Genomic DNA, 16,805 nt, shown 5'->3' with positions numbered 1-16,805 from the left:
AACGGCCCGACGCGTTCATCACGCCACGACCTGCTCGAAAAGGGGTTATTGAGCGCTCAACCGCCCGCCATAGAGGGTGGGATTCCAGCCGGATCGAGGGTTTCCCCCGTATCCCGCTGACCTTCCCTTTGCCTATCGTTCGAGCACTGCTGACCCACAGGTAACCCCGAACGGGTCCGCTCCCACTCCACGCCTGGCCGGCCATCGCGTCGCTCTTCGCTTTTCGAACCACCCCCCTGCGCTTCGACGACGAAGCGAGTCCACCGCCGCTCCGTGCAGCCCGGAGTCCGGCCACGAAAGGCAACGACCGTGCGTACCTCCCCAGAGCTCAGACGGAAGCTGATATCCGTCGCCGCAGTCTCCGCCGCCCTGCTGACCGCGGTCCCCGCCTCGGTCGCCGTCGCCCAGGAGGCCGCCCCCCGCCCGGCCGCCGTGCCGGCCGCGCAGACCGAAGCCGCCCCCGGCATCCAGGCCGAGCGCCTCATCGTCGGCTACAAGTCCGGCGCCACCGAGGCCACGTCCAACAAGGCGGCGGCCGCCGACGCCGAGTCCAAGGCCGAGAAGACCGGCGAGGACATCCACTTCCAGCGCCGCCTCGGCACCGGCGCCGCCCTCGTCGAGCTGGGCACCGACCCCACCCGTGCCTCCGTCTCCGACGTCGTCGCCCAGTACAAGGCCGACCCGCAGGTCGCCTACGTCGTCCCGGACCGCCTGAACAAGCCGACGGCCGTCACCCCGAACGACACCGAGTACAGCAAGCAGTGGGACCTGTTCGAGTCGACCGCGGGCATGAACGTCCCCGGCGCCTGGGACACCACCACCGGCAACGGCGTGACCGTCGCCGTCATCGACACCGGTTACGTCACCCACTCCGACCTGGCCGCGAACATCGTCGGCGGCTACGACTTCATCTCCGACACCGCCGTCTCCGTCGACGGCAACGGCCGTGACAGCAACCCGGCCGACCCGGGCGACTGGTACAACGCCAACGAGTGCGGCGCGGGCATCCCGGCCTCCGACTCCTCCTGGCACGGCACGCACGTGGCCGGCACCATCGCCGCCGCCACCAACAACGGCAAGGGTGTCGCCGGTATCGCCCACGGCGCGAAGATCTCCCCGGTCCGCGTCCTCGGCAAGTGCGGCGGCTACGACTCCGACATCATCGACGCCATCACCTGGGCGTCCGGCGGCAGCGTCTCCGGCGTGCCCGCCAACACCAACGTCGCCAAGGTCATCAACATGAGCCTCGGCGGGGGCGGCGCCTGCTCCACCGCCACCCAGAGCGCCATCAACGGCGCCGTGAGCCGCGGTACCTCGGTCGTCGTCGCGGCCGGCAACGAGAACCAGAACGTCTCGAACGCCTCCCCGGCGAACTGCAACAACGTCATCGCGGTCGCCGCTACCAACCGCTCCGGCAGCCGGGCCTCGTACTCCAACTACGGCTCGCTCGTCGACATCGCCGCCCCCGGCGGAGAGACCCGCACCTCCACCGCCAACGGCATCCTCTCCACGCTGAACTCCGGCACGAAGACGCCGTCGAGCGAGAACTACGACTACTACCAGGGCACCAGCATGGCCACCCCGCACATCGCGGGCCTCGCCGCGCTGATGAAGTCGGCCAACTCCGCCCTCACCCCGGCGCAGATCGAGTCGGCCATCAAGGCCAACGCCCGTGCCCTGCCCGGCACCTGCTCCGGCGGCTGCGGCGCGGGCCTCGCGGACGCCGCCAAGACGGTCCAGGCCGTGAAGGGCGGCACGTCCACCGGCACGACGTTCTCCAGCACCACCGCCGTCGCCATCCCGGACAACGGCGCCGCGATCGAGTCGCCGATCAGCGTCACCGGCCGCAGCGGCAACGCCCCCTCGGCCCTCCAGGTCGGCGTCGACATCACCCACACCTACCGCGGCGACCTCGTCATCGACCTGGTCGCCCCGGACGGGTCGACGTACCGCCTGAAGTCCGCCGCGTCGGACTCCGCCGACAACGTGAACACCACCTACACGGTGAACGCCTCCGCTGAGGCGGCCAACGGCACCTGGAAGCTGCGCGTCCAGGACACCGCGGCCCAGGACACGGGCACGCTCAACGGCTGGAAGCTGACCTTCTGATCCTCCTGCGGGAACGCTGAACGAGGCAGGCCACAAGCGGGCGGGCCGGCCGGTGCGGATGGGGCACCGGCCGGCCCGCCTTTACGTCTGGCCCCACATCCCCCACGGATAGATACCGAACGCGCTGTTTTCTTTCATCAGTTGCGCTTGTTTTGCCGGATGTGCACCCGCACTCCGGCACACTGGTGTGATGAGTGCCGTCTCAGGGTGAGTTATCGTGTACGGGGGGTAAAAACAAACGGCATGACCCGTTCATTTCCGTCCCGGGAGAGTTCAGCCGATGGCGAGGCAGTTGCGAGCCGAGCAGACCCGCTCGACGATCATCACGGCCGCCGCTGACCTGTTCGACCGTCGCGGCTACGAATCGACCAGTCTCAGCGACATCGTGGAACACGCGCACGTCACCAAGGGCGCCCTGTACTTCCACTTCGCGGCGAAGGAGGATCTCGCCCACGCGATCCTCGAGCTCCAGTCGCACACCGCTCGACGGCTGGCGACGGAGACCGACAACCGCGGCCACACCTCCTTCGAGGCGCTGATGCGCCTCACGTTCGGCATCACCCGCATGTCCGTCGAGGACCCGGTGCTGCGGGCCGGCCTGCGCCTCGCCACCGGCGGGATCCGCCCCCGGCCGCCCCTGAGCCACCCGTTCACCGAGTGGCTGGACATCGTCACGGCCCGGCTCGTCGGCGCGGTCAAGGAGTCCGACGTCCACCCGGACATCGACATCGACGTCGTGGCCCACTCGTTGGTCTGCTTCTTCGTCGGCACCCGCGTCGTGGGCCGCTCCCGCGAGCCCGTCGCCCGCCAGCCCCGCCGGACGGCCGAGATGTGGAACATACTCATCCGTGGCCTGGTCCCGGTGACCCGCCGGGCCCGCTATCTGAGCCTGGCGGCGCGTCTGGAGCGGGAGATCGCCCCCGTGTGACCGGAGAGCGGGCGGCTCGGCCCGTGCCAGGGGCACGCGCGTTACGGTGTGGCCCATGCCCGACACCCCCTCCGCGCCCCTGCTCCTCGGCAACCAGCCGGGCTCGTTCCCCCACAGTGTGCTGGCCGAGCGGCACCCCGCGATCATCAAGCAGGTCCGCGAGGCCTTCCCGTACGAACCCGCGCAGCACCGCGCCCTGGACGAACTGCTCGCCGAGTGCACCGAGGGCGAGATCGAACCCCTCCCCGCCGACGCGCACGACCGGGACCTCTGGGAGACCTGGGGGCTGCCCGAGTACACCGGCCGGTCCTGGTTCGACGTGCCGTGGCTCTGGTCCGAGAGCTGGTTCTACCGCCGACTGCTCCAGGCCGTGGGCTACTTCGGCCCGGGCCCCTGGCAGGGCATCGACCCCTTCCGCCCCTTCAAGCTCGCCGAACTCGACTCCGCCGAGACCGGTGAGGAACTCGCCGCCCTCGACGACCTCGCCACCCGGCCCGCCGCCGAACAGGCCCAGGCCCTGCTGCACGGCTCCCTCTGGGGCAACCGGGCCGACCTCGGCTTCCGCCTCTCCGCCGAAGGCGCACGGGCCGCGGACGCCGCGCCCGGTCTGGTCGCCGACGACAGCGACCGGCTCTGGTCCCTGCTCGACACCACCGGGCCGGGGACCGGCACGCTGTGCCTGGTCGCCGACAACGCGGGCCGCGAACTCGTCCCGGATCTCCTCCTCATCGCCCACCTCCTGCACAGCGGCCGCATCGGACGGGCGGTCCTGCACGTCAAGCCGTACCCCTACTACGTCTCCGACGCGACCACCGCCGACGTCGTCGACGCCCTGCGCCGGCTGACCGGTGCCGGGGGAGCGGCCGCCGCGTACGGCGGGCAGCTGTGGTCCGCCCTCGCCGACGGCCGCCTCACACTGCGCGCCCACCCCTTCTCCAGCGCCCCGCTGCCCTACGAGGAGATGCCCGGCGACCTGCGCGACGAATGCGCCTCGGCCACCCTCACGATCGTGAAGGGCGACCTCAACTACCGCCGCCTGGCCGGCGACCGGCTGTGGGCTCCGACCACGCCGTTCGCCGACGTCACCGCCCACTTCCCCGGCCCGGTCGCCGCCCTGCGCACCCTGAAGTCCGACGTGATCACCGGCCTCGACGCGCAGACCGAGGCCGCCCTGGACGCGGCGGAGGGCCGGCGCTGGCGCACCAGCGGCACGCACGCGCTGATCCAGGTCAGGGTCCCCGGCTAGGTCAAGTCACCCCCACCACGCCTGCGTTCAGGTTCGATTCACACGATGGTGTGATCATGTCCCGCCCCGCGGATGCCGCCGCGGGGCGCCGGGTAGGGCCCCGGCCATGACGCAGCCGTTCACACTCCCGCACTTCTACCTGCCGCACCCCGCGCGGCTGAACCCGCATGTCGAGGAGGCCCGGGCCCATTCGACCGCGTGGGCGCGCGAGATGGGCATGCTGGAGGGGTCCGGCGTCTGGGAGCAGGCCGACCTGGACGCCCATGACTACGGCCTGCTCTGCGCGTACACCCACCCCGACTGCGACGGCCCCGCCCTCTCCCTCATCACCGACTGGTACGTGTGGGTCTTCTTCTTCGACGACCACTTCCTGGAGATGTACAAGCGCACCCAGGACCGCGCCGCGGGCAAGGCGCACCTGGACCGGCTGCCGCTGTTCATGCCGCTGGACCTGTCGACTCCCGTGCCGGAGCCGCACAACCCGGTCGAGGCGGGCCTCGCCGACCTGTGGGCGCGCACGGTGCCGGTGATGTCCGAGGGCTGGCGCCGCCGCTTCGCCACGGCCACCGAGCACCTCCTCAACGAGTCGATGTGGGAGCTGTCCAACATCGACGAGGGGCGGATCGCCAACCCCGTCGAGTACATCGAGATGCGCCGCAAGGTCGGCGGCGCCCCCTGGTCCGCGGGGCTCGTGGAGTACGCGACCGCCGAAGTGCCCGCCGCCGTCGCCGGGACCAGGCCGCTCAGGGTGCTGATGGAGACGTTCTCCGACGCCGTGCACCTGCGCAACGACCTGTTCTCCTACCAGCGCGAGGTCGAGGACGAGGGGGAGAACAGCAACGGCGTGCTCGTCCTGGAGACCTTCTTCGGCTGCACCACCCAGGAGGCCGCCGACATCGTCAACGACGTCCTCACCTCCCGCCTCCACCAGTTCGAGCACACGGCGTTCACGGAAGTGCCCGCGGTGGCCCTGGAGAAGGGGCTCCGGCCGGACGAAGTCGCGGCCGTCGCGGCGTACACGAAGGGACTGCAGGACTGGCAGTCCGGCGGCCACGAATGGCATCTGCGCTCCAGCCGCTACATGAACGAGAACGCGCAGCGCGGCGGGAGCCCATGGCCGGGATGCACCGGCATCGGCACCTCGGCCGCCGACGTACGCGCCCTGCTCGCGACGGCCGGGGCCGAGCGGCTGCGCTCCCACACGCACGTGCCGTACCAGAAGGTCGGTCCTTCGCGGATCCCCGACATCCGCATGCCGTTCCCTGTGCAGCTCAACCCTCACCTGGACGACGCCCGCAGCCGCCTGCGCGACTGGGCGGAGCGGATGGGCATCCTCGCCGAGGGTGTCTGGGACGAGGACAAGCTCCGCGCCTACGACCTCGCCCTCTGCTCGGCCGGCCTCGACCCGGACGCCACACCCGAGGCTCTCGGCCTCAGCGCGCAGTGGCTCGCCTGGGGCACCTACGGCGACGACTACTACCCCCTGGTGTACGGCCACCGCCGTGACCTCGCCGCCGCCCGGCTGACCACGGCCCGGCTGTCCGCCTGCATGCCGGTCGACGGCGAGGAGCCGCCGCTCCCGGGCAACGCCATGGAGCGCGGGCTGGCCGACCTGTGGGTGCGTACCACCGCGGGGATGACGCCCGAGGCGCGGCGCACTTTCAAGAGCGCCGTCGACGTCATGACCGAAAGCTGGGTGTGGGAGCTGTCCAACCACATCCAGAACCGCGTGCCCGACCCGGTCGACTACCTGGAGATGCGCCGGGCCACCTTCGGTTCCGACCTCACCGTGAGCCTGTGCCGGATGGGACACGGCCCGGCCGTCCCGCCCGAGGTCTACCGCAGCGGCCCGGTCCGCTCCCTGGAGAACGCCGCGATGGACTTCGCGTGCCTCCTCAACGACGTCTTCTCGTACCAGAAGGAGATCGAGTTCGAGGGCGAGATCCACAACGCGATCCTCGTCGTGCAGACCTTCTTCGGCTGCGACTACCCGACCGGGCTCGGCATCGTGCACGACCTGATGAGCCAGCGCATGCGCCAGTTCGAGCACGTCGTCGACCACGAACTGCCCGTCCTGTACGACGACTTCCAGCTCACGAAGCAGGCGCGCGCCGCGATGGCGACGTACGTGGCGGACCTGCGGAACTGGATGTCCGGCATCCTCCACTGGCACCGCTCGGTGGACCGCTACAAGGCCGAGTGGCTGTCCCGCCGCGCCCACGGCTTCCTCCCGGACCGCCCACCGGCCGCGCCCGTCCTCACGCTGCGCTGAAGGGGAGATCTACAGCCGGACCGACGCAGAAAGGGACACGACGGAACCCCCGATGGTGCGCCGGGCTCTTCCCGGGTGAGGGGAGCACACCACGCACCACGGGGGATTCACGGTGACCGAGATCATCGAAAAGCCGGCCGACGCCATGGAGACGGGAACACCGGCCCAGGCAGCCGCACCGGCCGAACTGGCGCCGGATCTATGACCTCGTCCTCGTCGACGAGGAGGACAACCCGGTGCCGGGCGTCCTGCACCGGATCGGCAGCGACGGCGGACTGCTGCCGCGCCCGGTCCCGGTCGACTTCGACGAGGCGCTGCCCACGCTGTCGGGCTTCGACCCGGCAGTGGGCGGCACGCGTACGCCGGTCCGGTACGACCCGGGCACCGGCATCCCCCTCGCGCCCAACGGGCGCGGCTGGAAGGACGTCTTCCGGGTGCCCGGGAACCAGATGCTGCGCGTCATGGGGAAGTTCGACGGCGCGCACCGCCGGTTCATGTACAACTGCCATCTGCTGGAGCACGAGGACATGGGCATGATGCGGCCGTTCGTCGTGATGCCCGCGCAGGTGCTGAAGTGCGACCACGGCGGGGCGCACGGTGGTCACGGGGAGGGCCACACCGGCTGATCCCTGACCGCGCCGGGCCCCGGTCAGTCTCACTCGTTCGTGGCTCGTCGGCCGACGGTGCGCCGGGTAGAGCACCTGCCGTGATCGTTCCGGGATCCGCCGGAGGCGATCGGCACCTTCCGGAGGCGAGCCATGGAACAGACCGCGCTGCGACCCAAGCCGATGCCGGGCCGGGAACCCGAGGGGACCGCGCCGGTGACGGGGTCCGGCCCGTCGCGGCCCCGTCCGCACGCCGCGCGGCGTCGCGGGCGGCGGCTCCTGAACGTCCTGCTCGCCGGGTTCACCGGTGCGGTCCTGGTGCTCTCCGGGATCGGCCTCGGGGCGATGGGCACCGCGGTGCTCGACAAGGGCGGGCGCTTCGACCCGCGAGGGTGGCAGCACACTCCCTCGCCGCCCGCCCCCACGCCCGCCGCCGCGGCACCCTCCGCGCCCGCCGCCGCGACGCTCGGCGTGCAGGTCATGGACGCCCGCAAGCCGGGGGCCGTGGTCGTGGGGCTGCACGTCCCCGGGCCGGCGCAGGCCGCCGGTCTGGTGCGCGGCGATGTCCTCCTGGCCTTCGGCGCGACCCGGATCGACACCGCCGCCGATCTCGTCAGGGCCGTCGCCCGTGCCCGCCCGGGCTCCGAGGTGAGGCTGACGGTCCGCCACCGCAGCGGCGGCTACGAGCAGCTGACCCTTGTACCGGCCGTCGCCGCGTGAGGCGAGCCCTCACGGCACGACGCGGAAGTGGCCGGTGAGCCGCCCCGAGCCGTCCAGAACGTGGAACGCGAGCCCGGGCGGCGCCTCCCGGTCGGCGATCTGCTCGCCCTCCCACGGCAGCCGCAGCGTCCACGTCACCCCGGGCCCGACGACCAGGGCCGCCCCGCGAACGAGGCGGCGGCGGGGGTGTGGGCGTGGCCGGTGATCAGCCCGGCGATCTCGGGCCGGCGGGCCAGCAGGTCCGCCAGCCGGCCGGGGTGCCGCAGCTGGTAGGAGTCGGGCAGCGGGTGGTGCGGCGCCACCGGCGGGTGGTGGAAGGCGAGCAGGGCCGGAAGACCGCCGTCGAGTTCTCCGAGGGTCGTCTCGATCCAGCCGTACGTCTCCTCGTCCAGTTAGCCGTCGTCGCTGCCGGGGATGCTGGAGTCGCACATCAGCACCGCGCCGTCGTCGAAGACCTGCACGCTGTTGACCGGCCTCTCGCCCCCGGGGCCGGTCCAGAAGCGCCTTGCGGTAGGGCGTACGGCTGTCGAGGTTGCCCGGGCAGGTCAGCACCGGGAACGAGGCGTCGCCGGTGCGCAGCCCCAGGATGCGGGCGGCCTCCCCGTACTCCGGCTACGTGCCGTGGTCCGCGATGTCCCTCCCCGGTCACCAGCAGCGCGTCCACGTGGCCCGGCAGCTCCCACAGCCGGTTGGGCACCCGTTCGGCGCGCTCCGTCGCCCGCGCGCTCCCGTCCAGATGCAGATCGCTGATGTGTGCGAGTACCAGCACCGTCGTACGCCCCTCGATCGACCACTTCATGGAAGAGTCGCATCTGAGCATTAGGTATAACGCTTGGGTAATCCGCTGCCGTCAGGCAGGTCGCCGGGGTGAATGCCCGCAGACGGCTCGCGCCGCCCCCTCCGGCCGGGCAGGATGCTGCCCGTAGCCCTTCGCCCGTCCTGGGAGGCCCGGATGACCGGAAGCACGGCCGCGTCCTTCACCGCCGACGACTACCGGGCCCGCATGGAGCGCGCCGCGCGAACGGCCGCCGACGCCGGTCTCGCGGGTCTGCTGGTGGCCCCGGGCCCGGACCTGGTGTGGCTCACCGGCTACACACCCCCGGCGGTCACCGAGCGGCTCACCCTGCTGATCCTCGCCGCCGGGCAGGACCCCGTCCTCGTCGTCCCCGCCCTGGAGGCCCCGGACGCGCACCGCGCCGCCGGCGCGGCCGCCCTGACCCTGCGCGACTGGACCGACGGCAAGGACCCCTACGCCGCCACCGCCGCCCTTCTCGACGCCACGGGCCGGTTCGGCATCAGCGACAACGCCTGGGCCCTGCACCTGCTGGCCCTCCAGCAGGCCATGCCCGGCAGCTCCTACGCCTCGCTCACCGAGGCCCTGCCGATGCTGCGCGCCGTCAAGGACGCGGCCGAGCTGGACCTCATGGCCGCCGCCGGAGCCGCCGCCGACGCCACGTTCGAGGAGATCCGCGACGTCCCCTTCGCCGGGCGCCCGGAGTCCGAGGTGGCCGCGGACCTCGACCGGCGCTTGCGCCGGCACGGCCACGAGCAGGTCGACTTCACCATCGTCGCCTCGGGCCCGAACGGCGCCAACCCGCACCACGAGGCGGGCGACCGCGTCATCGCACGGGGCGACATGGTCGTCCTCGACTTCGGCGGACTGCGGGACGGCTACGGCTCCGACACCTCCCGCACGGTCCACGTCGGCGAGCCCACCGACGAGGAGCGCCGCGTGCACGACATCGTGCGCGAGGCCCAGGAGGCAGGCTTCCGCGCGGTGCGCCCCGGCGCCGCCTGCCAGGACGTCGACCGGGCCGCCCGCGAGGTCATCGCCGCCGCCGGCTACGGCGAGTACTTCATTCACCGCACCGGACACGGCATCGGCGTCACCACCCACGAGCCGCCGTACATGATCGAGGGCGAGGAGCGGCCCCTCGTGCCCGGCATGTGCTTCTCCGTGGAACCCGGCATCTACCTGCCCGGCCGGTTCGGGGTCCGCATCGAGGACATCGTGACCGTCACCGAGGACGGCGGACGGCGCCTGAACACCACCGCGCGCGAGCTGGTCATAGTGGAGTGAGGTCCCGATGTCCCCAGCTCGCCTCCCGAACGGCAACGGCGCGACCATGACCCAGGCACCCACACCCACCGCGGACACCGTCCGCCGGCTGGTCCTGTCCCTCCTGAAAGACGCCAAGGAAAGCAGGAGCGGAAAGGACACCAAAAACTCCAAAAACTCCAAGGACTCCAAGGACTCCAAGGACTCCAAGGGCACCGAGGGCGCCCGGGAGGGCCGCGGCGGCGAGGAGCCCCGGAGGGGCGGGAGCGGCTCCGGCCCCGACGTCCGGCCCGCCACCCCGGGCGCCGAACCCGTCACCTGGTGGGTCGGCACCCGCCATGTGCTGCGGCTCGCCCCCGACCGCGAGGCCACCCTGCGCCAGCGCCGCGAACTGCGCCTGCGCGACCTCGTCCGCCCGCACGTCCCGGCGGCGGTGCCCGCCAGCGTCGCGCACGGCGAGTGGGCCCCCGGGCTGAGCTACACGCTCGACACCAAGGTGCCCGGCGGCTCGGGGGAGGAGCACGACGTGTCCGCCGTCGGCGAGGCCGACCTCGCCGCGCTCCTCACGGGTCTGCGCGAGGTGCCGGTCCGGCAGGCCGAGACGCTCGGCGTGCCGCGCGCCGCGCCGCGTTCCCTGGAGGCACTGCGCCGGGCCGCCGTACGCGCCGCCGAACACCTCGCCGCAGCCGACGAGTTCGACGCCACACGCCTGAACCAGCTCACCCCGCCCGCCGCGTCCCAGCTCGCCGCCCAGCCCGCCTCGGCGGTCCTCACCCACCACACCCTCACGGGAGGGCATCTCGTGGTCAGCGCCGACGGCCGGGTGCGCGGCGTGCTGGGCTGGGCGGGCGCGGTCGTCGGCGACCCGGCCGAGGACATCGCGGGCCTCGCGCTCGCCGTCGGCTCACCCGCCGCCGTGCGCGCCGCCACCCTCGCCGGCTACGGCGCCCGCCCCTGTCTGCGCGGCCTGTGGCTCGCCCGCTGCGACACCGTCGTCCACCTCGCCGAGGACCTCACCGGCAAGGACGTCACCCTGCTGCGGACCCGGCTGCGCCGCGCCTGGGAGCCGATCCTGCTGGAACGGGTGACCGACCTGGGGGACGCGGACGACGCCCTGTAGCGGGGCGGGCGGCGCCCTCGCGTGCGGCTGTCCTTCCGCCCATGAAGCGCACCGCAGCGGCCGTGTCCCTGCTGACCGCCGCCGCCCTCACGTGCCTGGCCGGCTGCACCGGCGCCGCCGCGCCCTCGACACAGGCGCAGGACGCGAAGCTCCGCTGACGCCCCGAGCCGATCAGTCCTGGGCGAGCACCACGGCCGACTCCCCGGGCAGCCGCACCACCCCGTCCGCCCCGGGCTTGTCCACCGGCTCCCATGCGGCCAGCACGCGCGCGTGGGGCACGCCGAGCGGCAGCTCGGCCGGCTCGGCGGCCAGGTTCACCGCCACCAGGACGTCCCCGCGCCGGAAGGCGATCCAGCGGCGCTCCTCGTCGAAGGCCACCTTGGTGTCGGCGAGGTCGGGGTCGGTCAGGTCCGGCTGCTCGTGGCGCAGGGCGAGCAGCTGCCGGTACCAGGCCAGCATGCGCGCGTGGGGCTCGCGCTCCGGCTCGGACCAGTCGAGGCAGGAGCGGTCCCGGGTCGCCGGGTCCTGCGGGTCGGGCACGTCCTCCTCCTTCCAGCCGTGCGCGGCGAACTCCCGCCGCCTGCCCCGCCGTACGGCGTCCGCGAGCTCCGGGTCGGTGTGGTCGGTGAAGAACTGCCAGGGTGTGCCCGCCGCCCACTCCTCGCCCATGAAGAGCATCGGTGTGAAGGGCGCCGTCAGGATCAGCGTGGCCGCGCACGCCAGCAGACCGGGGGAGAGAAGGGCCGAAAGCCGGTCCCCCTGGGCGCGGTTGCCGACCTGGTCATGGGTCTGGCCGTAGCCGAGCAGCCGGTGCCCGGCCACCCGCGTGCGGTCCAGCGGGCGCCCGTGGTGGCGCTCCCGGAAGCTGGAGTACGACCCGTCGTGGAAGTAGCCGCCCGTCAGGGTCTTGGCGAGCCCGCCGAGCCGAGCGCGCGCGAAGTCGGCGTAGTAGCCCTGCGACTCGCCGGTCAGCGTGGTGTGCAGGGCGTGGTGGAAGTCGTCGTTCCACTGCGCGTGCAGCCCGAGGCCGCCCTCCGCGCGGGAGGTGATGAGCCGAGGGTCGTTCAGATCCGATTCGGCGACCAGGAACAGCGGCCGGTCCGTTTCGGCGGACAGGGCGTCCACGGCCTCCGACAGCTCCTCCAGGAAGTGGTACGCGCGTGTGTCCACCAGCGCGTGCACCGCGTCCAGGCGCAGCCCGTCGATCCGGTAGTCGCGCAGCCAGGCCAGCGCGCTGCCGATCAGGAACGCGCGCACCTCGTCCGAGCCCGGCGCGTCCAGATTGACCGCGGCGCCCCAGGGCGTGTGGTGGGTGTCCGTGAGGTACGGGCCGAAGACGGGCAGGTAGTTGCCGGACGGCCCGAAGTGGTTGTGCACCACGTCGAGCACCACGCCCAGGCCGAGTTCGTGCGCCCGGTCGACGAAGCGTTTCAGCGCCTCGGGGCCGCCGTAGGGCTCGTGCACCGCCCACAGCGAGACACCCTCGTAGCCCCAGCCGTGCGTGCCCGGGAAGGGGCACAGGGGCATCAGCTGCACATGCGTGACGCCGAGTCCGGCGAGATGGCCGAGCCGCTCGGCGGCCGCGTCCAGGGTGCCCTCGGGCGTGTACGTCCCCACGTGCAGCTCGTACAGCACCGCTCCGGGCAGCGGTCGCCCCCGCCATCGCGCGCGCCACGCGTACCGCTCGTGGTCGACGACCGCGCTCAGTCCGTCCGGGCCGTCCGGCTGCCGCCGCGAGCGCGGATCGGGCAGCACGGGCCCGTCGTCCACCGCGAAGCCGTACCGCGATCCCTCGCGCGCTTCGGCCTCGCCCCGCCACCACCCCGCCCGTTCCGGATCACGCTCCAACGCATGTGTGACGTCGTCGCACCGGAGCGTCACACGACCGGCCTGTGGTGCCCACACCTCGAACTGCACGGACGGTTCCCCTTCGTCTGCTCACCGTGATGTAGCCCGTCCATGGTGCGTCAAAAGAGATCAATCCGCTGGTGCATCCACTCATTTGCGGCGGGTCTGCCCGGGTACGCGCGCGGCACGGCCGGTTTCCCGTTTTCTGGACAGCCCGGCCGCGCTGCCCGACAATCACCAGCGTGACGTCGTCCTTCGAGTTCAACACGTTCCCCGCGAGGCTTTCCGACGCGGAGCGGGACCGGGCGCTGAAGGTGCTGCGGGACGGCGTCGCCGTGGGCCGCCTCTCCCACGACACGTTCGTCCACCGCATGGAGCTGGCGCTCGCCGCCCGCCGCCCGGACGAACTCGCCGCGCTCACCGCCGACCTGCGCACGGAGAGCCGCCTCTCGCGCCTGGTGTTCGGCACCGTCGAGGCCGTCTCCGGATTCTCCGTACGGCTGCGCAGGGCCTGGCAGGCCGAGCGGCTGCCCAAGCTGCAACTGCCCCGTCCGTCGCACGGCCATCCGCTGCGCATAGGCCGCGACCCCGCCAGCGGACTGCGCCTCAACCACGAGACGGTCTCCCGCGTGCACGCCGAACTCCGTCACCAGGGTGGCATATGGGTCCTGCGCGACCTCGGCTCCACCAACGGCACGACGGTGAACGGCAGACGCGTCGTCGGCGCCGCCGTCGTCCGCGAGGGCGACCAGGTGGGCTTCGGCCGGATGACGTTCCGGCTGTCGGACGGCTGACCGGAAACGGAGCCACCCCTCACCTCTGGCCTGGGGATTACCGAATGCCGGTCCCGGGGGGTTGGCCGAAATCCCATTGCTGTTCACGGTGTTGACGTACCCCTGAAGTCGTGACTCACTGTGCTTACGCCATCTACACCTGGTGAACCGACGGCACCGCATGGGGGAGGTGTGCCCTGCCGCCCCTGCTGCGCTACCCGACCGTCGACGAACTGGGCGCCCGGGCCGCCGCCCTCGTCGCCCGCCACCCCCGCGACGCCCGGCTGCGCCGGGTCGGCACCTCCCGCGCGGGCACCCCCCTGTGGCTGCTCTCCGTCGGCCGCGGCAGCCGCCAAACGCTGGTCGTCGCCGGCCCCCACGCCAACGAACCGGTGGGCGGCGCCACCGTGCTCCGTCTGGCCGAGCGGGCCCTGGCCGACCCGCGGCTCACCGAGGGCGCGGACGCCACCTGGAACCTGCTGCTGTGCCTCGACCCGGACGGCTCGCGCCGCAACGAGGGCTGGCTGCCCGGCCCCTACACGCTCGGCCGGTACGTCCGGCACTTCTTCCGGCCCGGCTTCCTGGAGCAGCCCGAATGGCTGCCCGACGGCGCGGCCGGCGCCGCCCTGCCGGAGACCCGTGCCCTGCTCGACCTCCAGGACGAACTGCGCCCGTTCCTCCAGTGCTCCCTGCACGGCGTCGACATCGGCGGCGGCTTCGTGGAACTCACCCACGACCTGCCCGGCCTCGACCGGCGCCTCGCCCACATCGCCGCCCGGCTCGGCATACCCCGCGAACTCGGCGCGTACGACGCCCTGTACTGGCCCGGCCTCGGACCCGCCGTCTACCGGATCCCGCCGCCGCGCCGGGCCGATCTGGTCGCGGCCATGACGGAGGCCGCCGTCGAGTCCACGTGGTACCACCCTCACCGGCACGGCACCGTCACCGCGGTCGTCGAGGCACCCATGTGGGGCGTGACGGCCGTGGCGGACGGCACCCCGCCCGCGGACCGGGACGCCGTGCTCCGGGCCGTCAGCCGCACCCTGCGCCACGACACGGACCTCCTGCGGCACCTGCTGGCCCGGATCCGGCCGCACCTCACCACCGTGCCCGACGCGGCCCGCCTGCTCGCCCCGGTCGACGACTACCTCCTGGTCTGCCCCGGCCTCGCCGACGCCTGGGACCCCGACACCGGCGACAGCCCGGGCCACCCCCTTCCGGCCCTGAGTACCGCCCACCTGGTCGCCCTGCGCATCTCCGGGCGCCGGCTCGCGCTGCGCACGGCGGGACTGCTGCACCAGCTCGTCCGGGCCGCCGGCCGCGACCCGGGCGGGACACTGCCGGACCTGGACCGCCTGATCGACGAGTGGTGCGCCGAGTACCGCGACGGCTGCGGGGCGCGCTGGATCCCGGTGGCCCGCCAGGCGGAGTACCAGGCCCGGGTGGTGCTCGCCGCGTTCGAGCTGGCGGGGCGGCACACGCGCGCGTGCTCCGGTTCGGGTGCGGCTCCGGGCGAGCCGGTGCCGCTGCAACGGGACTGAGACACGGGGCCGCCCCAGAGGGCCGAGACACGGGGCCGACCCACGGGGCCGACCCACGGGGCCGACCCACGGGGCCGACCCTCAGGGCCGAGACACGGGGCCGAGACACGGGGCCGACCCACGGGGCCACCCACAGGGCCGAGACACCGGGCCGACCCACGGGGCCACCCACAGGGCCGAGACACCGGGCCGACCCACGGGGCCGCAACACAGGGCTGAGACGCAGGGCTGAGACGCAGGGCTGAGGCACAGGGCTGAGACGCAGGGCCGCCTACGACGCCCTCTCGCGCGCGTGCAGCGCCGCCGCGACGACCGTGCGGGACTGGTGCTCCACCTGGTGCTCCAAGGGCACCCAGCGGGCGCGGAACCGTTCCGCGAAGGCGTCGCTCCAGGTCGAGACGAGCTCCTCGAGCTGTTTCGCCGCCGCGTCGTCGGTCCCGCGCAGCACCCGCAGCAGCATGGCCGCCGCCCGCAGCGGCACCCGGCGCGCGAACGCGTCCACGCTGCCGACGTACGCCCGGGTGCGGTCGGCGGGCGGCGTGTGGAGCAGGTCCGAGGCCAGGCCCGGCACCAGCTCCAGCCCCCACCGGACGGCCCGCAGCAACGGCCCGTCCAGGTCCGCCAGCCGGGGCAGCACGCCGTCGAGCACGCGCGACACCTCCAGCGCGTCCCGTTGCAGCCGGCGCGCCAGCAGCCCGATCGCCGCCGCCGGAGCCGGATGAGGAGCCGGGTCGTCGACCAGGTCGCTCGCCCACATCGGCACCTCGACGACCGCGGTCAGCCCGCCGTACCGGTGGGCGTGGTACCAGGTGCTGTGCCGCGCGTCGTCCGGCAGGCTCGGGTACGCCGGCCCGATCCCCGGCGCCGGCATGACATGGACGCCCGGCCCCGAGGCGGGCCAGCCCGCGGCGTCCGACGCCCCCGTCTCCACCGGGATGTGCAGCTCGGCCGCTGACTTGGCGAACGGCTCGGCGAGCCCCGGCACGTCCCTCGTCAGCTGCACCCAGCTGCCGCCCAGGTCCGTGCCGTGCAGGGTGACCTGCAGATACGGGCGCAGTTCGTCGATGACGCCCGTCAGGGCCCGGGTCTCGGGCGGAAGCCGGTCCGGCGGCAGCACGGACGGCGCCCACTCGGGCTGCTCCGGGCCCGCCGGCCGGAAGAAGCCGAGGTGGTAGTCGAAGAGGCTGCGCGGCGCCGGCGTGACGTGCAGGCTCGCCCCGTCGGGATCCGCGCACAGCAGGAAGTGCCAGGAGATGCCGTCGCGCAACTCCCGCTGCTCCAGGACCCGCCGGGCGACCGCGAGCAGGGTGCAGGAGCCGGTCGGCTCATTGGCGTGGGCGCCGGCGACCACCAGTACGGCACGGCGGGCCCGGCCCACGGACAGCAGGTGCAAAGGCCTGCCCGCGCGTGAGGCACCCACCTGCCGCAGGGTGCACACACCGGGGCGCTGAGCGGTCAACGCCCGGGCAGCAGAAACCTGTTCGGTCACCGTCGGGTAGCGCAGCTCCGGCAGGACACTCACCCCCGTCACATCCGCCCGAGTTCGCCATCGCAGTACCCCACGGCCATGGTGCGGTGTCAAGG

At 73.0% G+C, this 16,805-nt stretch carries 11 protein-coding genes and 2 pseudogenes; 10 read left to right on the top strand and 3 right to left on the bottom strand.

Annotated elements, in window-relative coordinates:
- Positions 1–309 precede the first annotated feature (309 nt).
- The 6 genes and pseudogenes from HDC93_RS14365 to HDC93_RS14340 all read left to right on the top strand — a co-directional run bounded on the left by HDC93_RS14365 (position 310) and on the right by HDC93_RS14340 (position 7,880).
- Complete coding sequence (locus HDC93_RS14365) at positions 310–2,109, top strand: S8 family serine peptidase (RefSeq protein ID WP_185010783.1); 1,800 nt, start codon at positions 310–312, stop codon at positions 2,107–2,109.
- Between the two features lie 280 nt (positions 2,110–2,389).
- Positions 2,390–3,037, top strand: coding sequence for a ScbR family autoregulator-binding transcription factor (locus tag HDC93_RS14360; protein ID WP_031109855.1), 648 nt, complete (start codon positions 2,390–2,392; stop codon positions 3,035–3,037).
- Between the two features lie 55 nt (positions 3,038–3,092).
- Positions 3,093–4,283 (top strand): damage-control phosphatase ARMT1 family protein, encoded by a 1,191-nt coding sequence (locus HDC93_RS14355; protein ID WP_185010781.1) that lies wholly within the window; start codon positions 3,093–3,095, stop codon positions 4,281–4,283.
- A 106-nt stretch (positions 4,284–4,389) separates the two neighbouring features.
- Positions 4,390–6,555: a germacradienol/geosmin synthase Cyc2 gene (gene cyc2 / locus HDC93_RS14350; protein ID WP_185010779.1), complete on the top strand. Its 2,166-nt coding sequence runs from the start codon at positions 4,390–4,392 to the stop codon at positions 6,553–6,555.
- A gap of 323 nt (positions 6,556–6,878) precedes the next feature.
- Positions 6,879–7,181, top strand: a pseudogene (locus HDC93_RS14345) (multicopper oxidase domain-containing protein); the annotation flags it as partial.
- A 132-nt stretch (positions 7,182–7,313) separates the two neighbouring features.
- Positions 7,314–7,880, top strand: coding sequence for a PDZ domain-containing protein (locus HDC93_RS14340; RefSeq protein ID WP_185010777.1), 567 nt, complete (start codon positions 7,314–7,316; stop codon positions 7,878–7,880).
- A 9-nt stretch (positions 7,881–7,889) separates the two neighbouring features.
- Here HDC93_RS14340 and HDC93_RS14335 read toward each other — a convergent pair.
- A pseudogene (locus HDC93_RS14335) lies at positions 7,890–8,649 on the bottom strand (metallophosphoesterase).
- 183 nt (positions 8,650–8,832) lie between these two features.
- Between HDC93_RS14335 and HDC93_RS14330 the strand changes: the two are divergent.
- Entirely contained in the window at positions 8,833–9,960 is a 1,128-nt protein-coding gene (locus tag HDC93_RS14330) for an aminopeptidase P family protein (protein WP_185010775.1), read from the top strand.
- A 46-nt stretch (positions 9,961–10,006) separates the two neighbouring features.
- A complete protein-coding gene (locus HDC93_RS14325) occupies positions 10,007–11,059 on the top strand; it encodes an aminoglycoside phosphotransferase family protein (protein ID WP_260419570.1) in 1,053 nt (350 codons plus the stop codon).
- A gap of 171 nt (positions 11,060–11,230) precedes the next feature.
- Here the strand turns inward: HDC93_RS14325 and treZ are convergent, their stop codons facing one another.
- Positions 11,231–12,976 (bottom strand): malto-oligosyltrehalose trehalohydrolase, encoded by a 1,746-nt coding sequence (gene treZ, locus HDC93_RS14320; RefSeq protein ID WP_185010770.1) that lies wholly within the window; start codon positions 12,974–12,976, stop codon positions 11,231–11,233.
- Between the two features lie 173 nt (positions 12,977–13,149).
- On the opposite strand from treZ, the gene HDC93_RS14315 reads away from it, so the two are divergent.
- Positions 13,150–13,701, top strand: coding sequence for a DUF1707 and FHA domain-containing protein (locus HDC93_RS14315; protein ID WP_185010768.1), 552 nt, complete (start codon positions 13,150–13,152; stop codon positions 13,699–13,701).
- A 176-nt stretch (positions 13,702–13,877) separates the two neighbouring features.
- Entirely contained in the window at positions 13,878–15,221 is a 1,344-nt protein-coding gene (locus HDC93_RS14310) for a M14 family zinc carboxypeptidase (RefSeq protein ID WP_185011063.1), read from the top strand.
- A 271-nt stretch (positions 15,222–15,492) separates the two neighbouring features.
- Here the strand turns inward: HDC93_RS14310 and HDC93_RS14305 are convergent, their stop codons facing one another.
- Positions 15,493–16,743 (bottom strand): M14 family zinc carboxypeptidase, encoded by a 1,251-nt coding sequence (locus HDC93_RS14305; protein WP_185010766.1) that lies wholly within the window; start codon positions 16,741–16,743, stop codon positions 15,493–15,495.
- Between the last annotated feature and the right edge of the window lie 62 nt (positions 16,744–16,805).

It is taken from the genome of Streptomyces sp. AK010 (assembly GCF_014207295.1).
In the GTDB taxonomy this organism is placed as follows: Bacteria; Actinomycetota; Actinomycetes; order Streptomycetales; family Streptomycetaceae; genus Streptomyces; species Streptomyces massasporeus.
Note: the sequence above shows the minus strand (reverse complement) of the source record. Positions and strands in the feature narration are given on the sequence as shown.